General features: G+C 70.5%; 14 protein-coding genes. 5 read left to right on the top strand and 9 right to left on the bottom strand.

Going from position 1 to position 11,105, the window contains the following annotated elements; genetic code table 11:
* The first annotated feature begins 3 nt into the window (after positions 1–3).
* The gene (locus ACFVWD_RS22935; protein WP_389598509.1) at positions 4–519 is read left to right on the top strand and encodes a hypothetical protein; all 516 of its coding nucleotides are present in this window, start codon (positions 4–6) and stop codon (positions 517–519) included.
* A gap of 145 nt (positions 520–664) precedes the next feature.
* A complete protein-coding gene (locus ACFVWD_RS22930) occupies positions 665–1,021 on the top strand; it encodes a hypothetical protein (RefSeq protein ID WP_389598507.1) in 357 nt (118 codons plus the stop codon).
* Between the two features lie 137 nt (positions 1,022–1,158).
* Here ACFVWD_RS22930 and ACFVWD_RS22925 read toward each other — a convergent pair whose 3' ends face one another.
* The 3 genes from ACFVWD_RS22925 to ACFVWD_RS22915 all read right to left on the bottom strand — a co-directional run bounded on the left by ACFVWD_RS22925 (position 1,159) and on the right by ACFVWD_RS22915 (position 2,879).
* A complete protein-coding gene (locus ACFVWD_RS22925) occupies positions 1,159–1,731 on the bottom strand; it encodes a YceI family protein (protein WP_257040613.1) in 573 nt (190 codons plus the stop codon).
* 278 nt (positions 1,732–2,009) lie between these two features.
* Positions 2,010–2,261, bottom strand: a complete 252-nt coding sequence (locus tag ACFVWD_RS22920) for a hypothetical protein (protein WP_389598505.1) — start codon at positions 2,259–2,261, stop codon at positions 2,010–2,012.
* A 321-nt stretch (positions 2,262–2,582) separates the two neighbouring features.
* The gene (locus ACFVWD_RS22915) at positions 2,583–2,879 is read right to left on the bottom strand and encodes a hypothetical protein (protein ID WP_389598504.1); all 297 of its coding nucleotides are present in this window, start codon (positions 2,877–2,879) and stop codon (positions 2,583–2,585) included.
* 243 nt (positions 2,880–3,122) lie between these two features.
* Between ACFVWD_RS22915 and ACFVWD_RS22910 the strand changes: the two genes are divergently transcribed.
* The 3 genes from ACFVWD_RS22910 (at position 3,123) to ACFVWD_RS22900 (ending at position 6,286) form a co-directional block, all read left to right on the top strand.
* Entirely contained in the window at positions 3,123–4,238 is a 1,116-nt protein-coding gene (locus ACFVWD_RS22910; RefSeq protein WP_389598502.1) for a site-2 protease family protein, read from the top strand.
* A 226-nt stretch (positions 4,239–4,464) separates the two neighbouring features.
* Positions 4,465–5,358 carry an esterase/lipase family protein gene (locus ACFVWD_RS22905; RefSeq protein WP_389598501.1) on the top strand — a complete coding sequence of 298 codons (894 nt, stop codon included), beginning with the start codon at positions 4,465–4,467 and terminating at the stop codon, positions 5,356–5,358.
* 103 nt (positions 5,359–5,461) lie between these two features.
* On the top strand, positions 5,462–6,286 hold the full coding sequence (locus ACFVWD_RS22900) for a GNAT family N-acetyltransferase (protein WP_389598499.1): 825 nt from the start codon (positions 5,462–5,464) through the stop codon (positions 6,284–6,286).
* A gap of 40 nt (positions 6,287–6,326) precedes the next feature.
* Here the strand turns inward: ACFVWD_RS22900 and ACFVWD_RS22895 are convergent, their stop codons facing one another.
* The 6 genes from ACFVWD_RS22895 to ACFVWD_RS22870 form a co-directional block, all read right to left on the bottom strand.
* Positions 6,327–7,310 (bottom strand): hypothetical protein, encoded by a 984-nt coding sequence (locus ACFVWD_RS22895; RefSeq protein WP_389598498.1) that lies wholly within the window; start codon positions 7,308–7,310, stop codon positions 6,327–6,329.
* Between the two features lie 206 nt (positions 7,311–7,516).
* A complete protein-coding gene (sufC, locus tag ACFVWD_RS22890; protein ID WP_382190805.1) occupies positions 7,517–8,281 on the bottom strand; it encodes a Fe-S cluster assembly ATPase SufC in 765 nt (254 codons plus the stop codon).
* A gap of 386 nt (positions 8,282–8,667) precedes the next feature.
* On the bottom strand, positions 8,668–8,850 hold the full coding sequence (locus ACFVWD_RS22885; RefSeq protein ID WP_389598496.1) for a hypothetical protein: 183 nt from the start codon (positions 8,848–8,850) through the stop codon (positions 8,668–8,670).
* Positions 8,851–9,347: 497 nt separating this feature from the next.
* Complete coding sequence (locus ACFVWD_RS22880) at positions 9,348–9,602, bottom strand: hypothetical protein (RefSeq protein WP_389598495.1); 255 nt, start codon at positions 9,600–9,602, stop codon at positions 9,348–9,350.
* 2 nt (positions 9,603–9,604) lie between these two features.
* On the bottom strand, positions 9,605–9,931 hold the full coding sequence (locus ACFVWD_RS22875) for a helix-turn-helix domain-containing protein (RefSeq protein WP_389598493.1): 327 nt from the start codon (positions 9,929–9,931) through the stop codon (positions 9,605–9,607).
* On the bottom strand, positions 9,928–11,076 hold the full coding sequence (locus ACFVWD_RS22870) for a tyrosine-type recombinase/integrase (protein WP_389598491.1): 1,149 nt from the start codon (positions 11,074–11,076) through the stop codon (positions 9,928–9,930). Before ACFVWD_RS22870 ends, ACFVWD_RS22875 begins: the two co-directional genes overlap by 4 nt.
* Between the last annotated feature and the right edge of the window lie 29 nt (positions 11,077–11,105).

Below are 11,105 nucleotides of genomic sequence, written 5' to 3'. Positions count from 1 at the left end.
ACCATGCACTGGGCTGTGGAAGAGCTGGGCCGCGTTATGCTGCCGCCCCCGGATGGCGGCGACACGGTCGACTGGGATGCGCTGCACGCTGATACGGGATGGAAGTTCCCGGCTGACTACCGTGACTTCGTCGCGGTGTACGGGCTGGGTGCCATCAGCGACTCGATCGGCATCTCCACGCCCTCCTTCGACGGCTATCCATTCGTGGACCACCTGCTCTTCCGCGCTCAGTGGCCGCCGGTGCACGGGACGTTGACCTGGGCGTCGAACGAAGCTGGTGACGACTTCCTATGGCGGTGTGCCGGTGAGCCCGACGAGTGGCGAGTGGTCTTCCGGCCCAGAGACCGCCGTCGGGACCACGAGTACGACATGGGAATGGCAGAGTTCCTGCTCCGCCTGGTGCGGGGAGACATCCACCCGCCGCTGGGTGCCGAACTGGAGCTTCCGGCCACGTTCGAATCATGGCGCGAGGAAGAGCGGCGTCTGCTCGACGAGGGCGGCGATCTTGAAGGTTTCTGATCGGGCCCTCCATCTCCCTCGCAGGCGGCGGTGGACCGTGGTCGGCGCGGGAGCAGTGGCGGTACTGGCTGCGACCGGCACTGTAGCCCTGCTCCTCCACTCGGGCGCGGACGGCGGTCGGACGGCGCCGGCCCCGGTCTCACACGTGGACACCGCCACTCGGGTCTGCCTCCTGACGTCCACGGACGCGGGCGCGACGGGCACGTGGGCGGCGCTGCAGAAAGTGGCCAGGGTGAGCGACGCGAATGTCGTCGTGCAGCGCTACCGTCTGCCCGCAGGAGCGAACTCCGTTGCCTACGTGAACACCCTGGTCCAGCTACGCTGCTCCACGGTCGTCACCACCGGCACCGCGGCACGCTCCGCCGTAGCCGCCCGCCTCGCTGCCGGACTGGTCCCGCACGTCCGCTTCGTGGTGGTCGCCGACCAGCCGCTGAGCGGCACGATGCACCTGAGCCCGAACGCGGTGAGCGCGCGAGCCCTGTCCCGGGTGGTCACCGGGTGACCGACGCCGATCTGATCCGCCTGCTCGGACCTCATGGCGAACGACCTGACCACCGCATACGATATCGGCACGTCCGGCACGACGACAGCCGCTGCTCTGCAGATCAGCTACGGCACCCTCGTCCTGCCATCGGGCGGCTACCGAGGCCCGTCTGCCGGTTCGAGCCGGGCCACCTCGAACTCCATTCGGACCTCGTCGGCCAGCCGCAGCGCTCCCAGGAATGCGGTGTATGGCTTGATTCCCCAGGTGGACTGCGTGACGATCGCCCAGCCGCGCAACAGCCCGTCCCCGTTCCGCTTCCCGTGCACCGTCACCGGGCGGGTCCGGCCCTTGATGGTGAGGTCCCCGGTGATCTCGAAGGACTGCGGAGTTCCCGTGACGCGAGTGGAACGGAAGGTGATCGTGGGGTGTTCCGCGGCGTGCAGCAGCGCCTTGTCCGCCAGCGTCCGTTTGATCTGGGCCCGGTCGGCATCGGTGAGCGCCTTCAGCCCACCCGTTCCCTCCCGCACCTCCAACGAGCCTGTCTCGACCGTCACACTCACTGACGACCTGTCCGGGTCGCCGACGACCAACACCGCGTCCCCGGACCATCGGACGGCCTCAATCGTGAGGTCGTGCCCCGCTCTGCGGCCCAGCCCGGCACGGCCTGTCTTGATCAGCAGGCGGGCGGTCGAGGGCCCGAGCCGGTAGGTTCCGTCTGTCAGTGCCACGGCGCCGAGGCTACGGGACGGGTGCGGCCGGGCCGTCGAGGCGGCCTGGTCGGCGTGTCCACATTCCTGCGCGGTGTCCTCGTCGGTGGGCTGGGATGACGCCGCAGTGGAGCCGGTTGCCAGGGGAGAACCAAGGGTCTTCGGCGCTTTCCGTGAAGCCTGCCAACCGGCCGGGGAAAATGCGGCGCTTGAGGAGAGCGCAATCCGGCTCCGCATGCCCATCCCCGCGGTCCACCCCGGTGAGGGCTGACGGCGCCAGAGTCGGGCCACCGCAGGCATCAGGGTCGTGCGTGGGTGGCGCAAGCCTGGCCGCGGCGGTCAGGGATGCTGCGCTCTGGCGAGGTCACGTTTGGCCAGCAGGCGGACACGGCGTCGCGCTCGTGTCGCTCCGCGCTGGCCGCAGCGGCAGCCTGCGTGGCATTGCGCCGGGCGTGGTCTGCGCCACCGTACGGGGCGATGGCGAGCAGACTGCGGGTGGCCTGCTCGCCGATGGCGCTCAGCAGGTTCTCTAGCGAACCGATGGGCAGCATGCGCGTCCCTTCCGCAAGTACGTCGTCCCGGCGGCCTGGCAGGCGACCGAGACGGGCAGATAGATATGTTCTGGGCGTAAAGGTAATGAATGGGGCGACCGACTGTCCGCCGAGCGGGCCATTACGGCCGAGGGTGTCGTGAGTCGCAGTCCCAGTGATCATGAGTCCGCGTGCCACGGTTGGGGCGCTACCGTGCAACTTCGGTGCGGGGCGGGTTCGGCGACCGGAGGAGTGGCCGCGGTGACGATGGGCGTCCGCGTCGCCCATGCGGCCGCCGTGTGAGTGGACGGGCATCAGGACCGCAGCGGCCCTCGCCCATGGCTACGGCTGGGGGATCGTGAGTTCACGGCCGCGGTAGAAGTCTTCCCGCTCCTCGACGACATACGGGGTCATGGCCGCACGCCGCTGGGCCTCCGGCTCGGAGGCCCGCCAGGTGTCGCATGCTTCCTTGGAGTCCCAGAACGACACCCCGGTGATCTCCTGCCCGTCCTCGGACCAGTACGCGAAGGCGCGTCGCAGCCCCTGCGGGTAGGGGGCGGGGCGCCATGCCCTCTCGAAGTCCTCCAAGGTGCCGGGCCGAAGACGACGCGTCGTGATCCAGACGAAGTGCTCTTCCATCGCCGCCTCCTCAGCAACACCGCCTACCACCACTTCTCTGCCACCGTAGGTCCGAAGCACCACTTCTGCCTGCGCGGCGATCGCGGCGCCGCCGAGGACTCCTGGCCCGTTCCCGGGCCGCGTCGGCCTAGCGGCCGGGTGTCATCGGACATTTCCGGTCGTGGGGGCCGGTGGCGGACCATATGAAGGGGGCGGTTCGCCGGTTCGGTGGCCGCGCGACGTGTCCGGTCGGCGGTGATGGCGATGAAGGGTTCGTTCCGGATCGGGAGTGTGCGGGGCGTGGTGTTGCGGGCGCACTGGAGTGTGCCGCTGATCATGCTCCTCTTCGCGTACGGCCTCGCCCGCCGGACCATGCCCGGGTTTGCGCCGGGCCAGGCGCCGGTGGTGTACGCGGCCGCCGGAGTCGTCGGCGCGCTGCTGTTGCTGATGAGCTTGGTGGTGCATGAGATGGCGCATGCGCTGACGGGCCGCAGGGCCGGGATACCCGTGCGGGACGTGACGCTGTGGGCGCTGGGTGGACTGACCCGGATGGACCGGCCGGCGACGGCAGGGGCGGCATGCGCGGTTGCCGTCAGCGGGCCGTTCGCCAGCCTGCTGCTCGGCGGGATCGGGGTGGGCGTGGCGGCCGGGGTGGAGGCGTCGCTGGGCTGGCGGGTTCCGGTTGCCGTGCTGGGCTGGCTGGGTGGCGTGAACCTGCTGTTGGGCGTCTTCAACCTGCTGCCCGCCGCGCCCCTGGACGGGGGCCGGGTGCTGCAGGCCCTGCTGTGGTGGCGTACGGGGGACCGCGAACGGGCCCAGCGGGCGGCCGGGCGCAGCGGGCAGATCGTCGGCATGGCGCTTGCCGCGGTGGGCTGGCTGGCGTTCGTGAAGGGGATGGCGGGCGGATTGTGGCTGATGGTCATCGGTCTGTTCGTGGCGGGCACTGCCGCGGCCGAACGTCGGTGGGCCGAGCTGTTCATGGCCCTGCGGGGGGTACGGGTGGCGGAGGCGATGAGCAGTCCGGTGGTCGCCGGTCCCGACTGGCTGACCGTGGACCGCTTCCTGTCCGAGGTGGCCGCCCGGGCGGGGCATTCGGTGCTGCCGCTGCTGGACTTCGAGGGCCACCCCAGCGGTGTCGTACGGATGCGCCGACTGGCCGCCGTGCCGTCCGGGCAGCGGGAGTCGCTGCGTGTACGGGATGTGGCGACCCCGGTGTCGCAGTGCACGCTCGCCGCGCCGGACGAGCTGCTGAACTCCGTCCTGGAGCGCCTCGGCATCGGGGGTGGCCTGCCCATCCTGGTCATGGACGGCGGCCACCTCGGCGGCATCCTCACCGCTCACGACATCGACCGGTCTCGCCGGAGCCCCCGAAGTCCGTGAGCCGCCGGCCACGCCGGCCTGCGCCGGCCCCGGCACCGACCGGACACATCGGGCGGGAGCATGGGGCGCGAACCACAGGGAACCACTGCGGTGGTGGGGGAATCGGGCTGGAACATTCAATGTTGTCCATGCTGGAACATACAGTTTTGCCCACATACGATGTGAATAGGAACGCATGTAGGTAGGGCCAATGGTTACGGGCATTCCTTTCGGGCCGCATCTGTCGGTGCCAGGGCTGTCACCGGTGCGCGGCGTGGGTGTCGAGGCGGGCTGGGTTGCCATGCGCCTGGTGCAGCTCCCGCTCGACATCGCTGCCGGGGGCGTCGGGCAGCTGACCGGGCGCCTGGGTCGCGCCTTGCCCGGGCGGCATGCGGGCCGGGACGAACCGCCGCCGCCGAATGCGGCCATCCCGGTGCTGTTGGTGCGCGGGCTGTCCGACGGGGCGTCGGTCGTCTCGCCGTTGCGACGGAGGCTGGGCGACTGCGGCGTGGGCCCCATCACCGTGGTCGGCTACAACGCGTTCAGCCCCGACATCCGCGCGGCGGCCAGGGTGCTGGGCGACCAGGTGGAGCTGGCGTGTGGCCGCTCAGAAGCGCGGATCGTGGTGTTGATCGGGTACAGCCTGGGCGGACTGATCGCCCGCTACTACGTGCAGCGTCTCGGTGGGGACGCGTACGTGCCGCTGGTGATCACGCTGGCGACGCCGCACGGCGGGACCGCGACGGCCCTGCTGGCCCCGGCCCATCCGCTCCTGCGCCAGCTACGGCCGGGAAGCGGGCTGCTGACCGAACTCGCCGAACCGGCGGCTGGATGCCGCGCCCGGTTCGTGGCCTTCTACAGCGACCTGGACGAGGCCGTCATACCCGCCACCAGCGGCCTCATCGACCATCCCGACCTCAAGGCCCGCAACGTGCTCGTGCCCGGCGTCGGCCATCTGACGCTCCCCCTTCACCAGCCGGTCATCGACCAGGTGCGCTCGCTGCTGACCGCAGCCCAGCAGACCACTTCCGCCGCGTGCCGCCCGCAAGGCGACTCCCCGCAGCGTGGCGGGCCGGTCCGCCACGGCGCAGCCAGGATTGCCCGTGACAGCAGGGGGGAAACGGTGGACCCTGGTAGATAGCCGGTATGAACGTCAGCATGTGCGGACGGACAGGATGGCCTATTCGCCCAACCCCGAGAGCGGGCCGACGGTACGCCCGTACCGGCCCGAAGACGAACCTGGCGTGCGAGAACTGATCGACGCCGACCGGCTGCCGGCACAGCCCCGCTGCACCGCGGAGAAGCTGGCCGCAGTGCAGCGCGGTCTTGTCCCCCTCGCCGCCTGGGCGGTACCGGCACGGCCGCGGATCAGCGTTCTGGCCGATGCCCAGGACTGCCCCTGCGGCATCCTCGGCTACCTGTCCTGGCACGATGTGCGCACTGGTCTGGTCTGCTGGGTGTACGCCCGCGAGGACCCACCTGCGCTGCGTGCCCTGATCAGCCACGCGCTCGCCGCCCTCGCCCACTGCCCGCGGATCGAGGCATTCGTCGGCGCCTCGCCGGGCCCCCTCGGGCCGGGCGGCCTGCCCCGCACCCGCCGCGGCGCCACCCACGACGCCCTGTTGCAGAGCGGCTTCACCGGCCGCCGCTGTGGCAGCTACCTGCACCGCGTGCTACCCGCCGAGCCCCCGCCGGCCAAGCTGGTCGCCGACGTCTTCCCCTGCGACTTCCCTCCGGGACACCGGCTGATCATCCGTGAAGCCGCCGAGCCGGTCGCAGAAGCCGTGGTCAGCGTAGGAGCCGACCGCACCGCGACGGTGTACTGGATCGAGACCCTGTCCACACGCCGTCGCTGTGGCCTGGGCCACAAGCTGCTCGCCCAGGCCCTGGCCCTGCTGGCCGAGCAAGGTGCCACCGAGGTCGCTCTCGTCGTCGTCGACGACGGCCCGCACCCCACCCCTGACAGCCAGGCCGCCTCCCGGCTCTTCGAGTCCTTCGGCTTCACCCTCGTCGACCAGCTGTGGACCTACCAGCACCGACACACCCGGGGCACGCGGTCGTCCGCGTGAGCCCGGGGGCATGAGGCAGCCCTGAAAGGGACGTGCCCGCTCAGATGTGGACTCGTTCGGCGGCCGCGAGGACAGTGGAGCGTGCCTGATGGCGGCGCTCGTACTCCAGCACCCGCCGGTTGAGACTGTCTTCGGCATCGCCGAGCCGCTTACGGATCTCGCCGGTATTCATGCTGTCGTAGCCGGGCCAGGGCTCGGGGCCCAGCAGGTCCGCGATCCTGCTCAGGACCGCGGGGCGCGCCGCATGGGATCGCTCATAGGCGCCCACCGTGGCCAGATCCCTTTGGGACAGGTACGGGAGCTGGTCGAGGATCGACCTGGTGCCGAGACTGCGGTAATCGGGGATCGGCAACTCACCCTCCGTGATGAGGGCTCCCTCCGGTACGCCCTGGAGCCGGTCCACGCCAGGCATGCGCTCGGCTGTTTCCCGCAGCCAGCTGCTCCAGTCGTGGACCGCCTGGGCGGCGCCGGTGGCGCCCACGCCGCCAGTGGTCTCGGCGGCCACCACTGCTGCCTCGGCGTGCTGCTCAAGGCTGCTGCCGAGTTCTTCCAGTACCTCCTCGCCGTCATGGCGGACGGAGCCGAGCAACTCCGTGCTGGCGGCGTCCTGGGCCTCCTGGGCGATGCGCTCGGCGGCCCGGCAGACGGCCACGGCGAACGCGGTGACCGCATACTCGTCCTCGACGTTCTTCAGCAGCTGCTCCTCGGTCGCCTTCCCCTGGCCCCGCAACACGGCGCCCGGGACGGACATCGCTGCTTCGAAGGGCAGTTGGACAGCTTGCCTGGTGATGTGGAAGGCATTCTCGAGAACGGTCTGCACCAGCCCGCGGGGCTTCAAGGTACCCAGACGTTCGTCGATGCGGTACACGTGACCCCGGGCGTCACCGACGCGGCGTTCCAAAACCTCCCGGTGCTCTCCGGCGGGCGTGACTGAGAGGTGGGCTTTGAACCGGTCGGCAAGCGCGGCTTCGGCCTCGCGGACCTCGCGCAGCGCCGGAACGAGCATGTCTGTTGCGACGGCCATCACGTTTCCTTCGGCTAGTGCGGTGCAAGGAAAAGAACCGGCCGGTAACCGGCCCCCTCCCACCGTGCCCCGAAACGATCCCGCCCGCATCTCGCCGCCAGGTACACCCACGAGAGGGCCGGTGGCCCACCATCCCCAGGTTCTCAGGCCGAACCGTGGGCAGCCGCCGCATGGTGAAGCAGCTGAGGAAGGCTCCCGGCCGGATGTCAACCGCCGACCACACCCTTCACGTGCGTCTCATAGCCCTCCTCCTCGAGCCTCTCGGCGAGCTCGGGTCCGCCGGATTCGACGATCCGTCCGTCGGCGAAGACGTGGACGTAGTCGGGGGCGACGTAGCGCAGGATGCGCGTGTAATGGGTGATCAGAAGAGTAGCCACCTGGCCGGTGGCCCGGACCCGGTTGACCCCCTCGGAGACGATGCGCAGGGCGTCGATGTCCAGGCCGGAGTCGGTCTCGTCCAGGATCGCGATCTTCGGCTGGAGCAGTTCGAGTTGAAGGATCTCGTGGCGCTTCTTCTCACCGCCGGAGAAGCCCTCGTTCACGTTGCGCTCGGCGAAGGAGGGGTCGATCTGGAGCCGCTCCATCGCCGCCCGGATCTCCCGCATCCAGGTCCGCAGCCTCGGGGCCTCGCCGCGTACGGCGGTGGCGGCCGAGCGCAGGAAGTTCGACACCGACACGCCCGGCACCTCAACCGGATACTGCATGGCCAAGAACATCCCGGCCCGCGCCCGCTGGTCGACCTTCATGGCCAGCACGTCCTCGCCGTCCAGAGTGACGGTGCCCGCGGTGACCTGGTATTTCGGGTGGCCGGCGAGTGCGTAGGCGAGGGTGGTCTTGCCGGAGCCGTTGGGCCCCATGATCGCGTGCGTCTCGCCCTGCCGCACGGTCAGGTCGACCCCGCGCAGGATTTCGCGCGGACCGGCATCGGTCTGCACCGAGCAGCGCAGACCATGGATCTCAAGCGTCGCCATGAATGCCTCACCACCTGCGTTGCACATCATGTGAATGCCAGGTCCCGGTGGACGGCGATCGCCCATGAGTGGGGGGTCAGCTTGGACATCCGTCCACCCCGTCCCACGCTTCGCTCGCGCATCCCGGAACCGGGCGCCGTCATCTCCAGCATGCGTCGCGATTTACGACAGCGGTGGCCGACCGGGCATCCGGGCCTGACCGACGGCCTGGTCACGGCACTGACGCCGGCGGCAGCCTCGCTCCCGCGGCCCGCACAGATCAGGTCTCACCCTCGTACGGCGTTTCCGCGCGGCGGCGCTGCTGGGCGGCATCACCCTCTTCGCCGTGGCACTCCTCGCCGGCATGGCCTGGTTCGCGCCCGACACCGGCTCGACACAGGGGGGCCTCAGGCCGAGCCGTCCGCGACCGCGGACGCGTCCACGCCGCCGCCCGACGCCTCCCGGTCCGCGGCGACATCGCGCGACGCGGCTTCCCCGCCCTCCGCCACCTCTTCGGCTCCCTCCTCGCCTGCGCAGACCTCCGGTGAAGGGGAGACGGCGGCACCGGCCGCCCCCACGAAGAGCGGCAAGGACGCACCCAAGCACGGAGGCAAGGGCAGCACGCCCCCACCGGCCACAGCGCGGGCGGCTGGGCCGTGCGGGGCCGCAGCATCCCGGCCTGGGCGAGGATCTCTGCTGCGGCCGCCTTCAGGGGCAACCGCACCTGGTCAAGCATCTCCTGCGCGACCAGGGCCTCGCCCTCGGCGTCCCGGATCGCCAGCGCGCAGCGGATCAACCGCATCACCATCTGCGGCCACGTCGGCGTCAGGCCCGCGCTCGCCGCCCGCTGTTCGGCGAGCGGGTACAGGGCCGCCTCCTCGGGCCATGTCCGGGCGCTGATCTGCCGGGCATGGGCGCGCTCGATGCGCCGCCGGACCGGAAACAGTGTCTGCTGCCCGACCGTCACCCTGGGACAGATCCGTGGGTCATCGACGAGGCGTTTCACCTCGTGCGGCCCCCAGTAGGGAGCGGTTCCGCCGCGCGGGCGCGGTAGGTTTCGTGCGCCCTGCCGTCCCAGTCCCAGCACCTACAGGTGCAGCTGGGCCCCGCCCGGGAAGGCGGCGTTGTCGCCGGACTGGATGTCCTCGCCGGTCGCGATCACGCATGGGCGGCACAACCCGTCGCCGTCCACGTGCCCGATCCGGCGGCACCGCGCACAACTCGCCCGCGTCGGACGGTGCTTGAGCCAGTTGGAGCAGCTCCAGCACAGCCCCTCGCGCAGACGGGGCACGCCCCAGTCCAGACACCGTGCGCACTGCCGCACCACGACCGTGCCCACCACCGTCAGTTCGGTGGCCGCAGCCGGCGCGGACCATCCCGGCGCGGCACCGGACGCACTGGCCGCGACTCGCCGCCGACCGCCCGCTCCTGTTCCTCCCGGCCTGTCGCGGCAGCCACCGGCTCGGATTCCATCAGGTCGGCCACCGTGCACTCCAACGCCGCGCAGATCTTGTCCAGATCGTCCAGCCGCACCGTCACCGGAGTGCCGCCCCACAGGGCGGCGACCTTGCTCAGCGACGGTGTGAACCCCACCTTCGCGAACGCCGCCTGCAGATCGACCGGCCGCCAGATGTCGCGCTTGGCTGCTGCCCAGCGCAGATTCCACTTCACCGCAAGCTCCCCCTGTCCGCGACCAGTCGCTGCCCGGCCCGCGTCGCCGACGACCTCCAGCGGTCCGCCTGCTCGGGATCGGCCTGGGCCGTCGCCAGGTAATTGACCGTCGTAGTCGTCCAGGTATGTCCGAGCATTCGTTGTACCTCCCACAACGTCATCCCGCGCTCGTAGTTGTGGGTCGCGCACGCGTGCCGCAGCAGATGCGGGAACAGCTCGGGCACCGGCCCCGGCAGATACAGCCGCGACGCCGCCTTCAGTGCCCGACGGAACGTCGCCGGGACGACCGTCGGCGCGATCGGCATGTTCAGCGCCGCCACCGGCTTCGGCAACCGCTCGGACGGAAACAACGGCGCCGCCGGATGTTCCGGGTCGTCCCGGAACATCCCCCGCACCTCCTCCACGTACCACCACAGCAGCTCACGGCCCTGCTCGAACAGGAACGCCTCCCGTGGCCGGGGCCCGGACCCGCGGGCGCCCTTGCCCTGGACCACGAAGCGGCCCCACCGCCCCGACTCCCAGTGCACGTCCCCCATCGCCACACCGCACAACTCCGCCGCCCGCACCCCGGACAGGTAGGCGATCTTCGCCATCACGTAGTCCCGGCACGCCACCGCTTCCTTGCGGGACTGCGGCAAAACGGTGCGCCAGGCGGCGAAGAACTCCCGCATCGCCCGCGGCGAGGGCGGCACCCGCAGCCCGAAGTCACCTCGGTGGCAAGGGCGGTTGAACGGGTCGACCGGCGACTCAACGACCGCCCCGTACAGCCGATGGATCTCCCCGGCGTACCTCTGCTCCAGGAACGCGAAGTACGCGTCAATCTTGTTGATCTTCGCGAGGACTGTCGGGCGGGCCCTCTTGCCCGGCCCGGCGAAGTACCGGTCCAACGCCGTCGGCGTGAGTTGCCACGGCACGACGTCATAGTGCTCGCACAACTCGATCACCGGCTTGACCAACTGGTCGATCGACGCGGGCATCAGCCCGGCCGAGTCCCGCGCCCACTGGTACTCCGCGAGCGTGTCGAAGAAGTACGACCGCTCATCAGCCTGGCCCGAACGGCTCCGGTAGGTGTGGAGAGAGAAGACCTCTGCCAGACCGACCGCGTCACGTCCCGATGCCAGGGAACGGGTTCCGAATTCCCCCATGAACCAGCAGATTACGAAGGGCACTCGCG

Source organism: Streptomyces sp. NPDC058086, from assembly GCF_042885015.1.
Lineage (GTDB): Bacteria > Actinomycetota > Actinomycetes > Streptomycetales > Streptomycetaceae > Streptomyces.
Note: the sequence above shows the minus strand (reverse complement) of the source record. Positions and strands in the feature narration are given on the sequence as shown.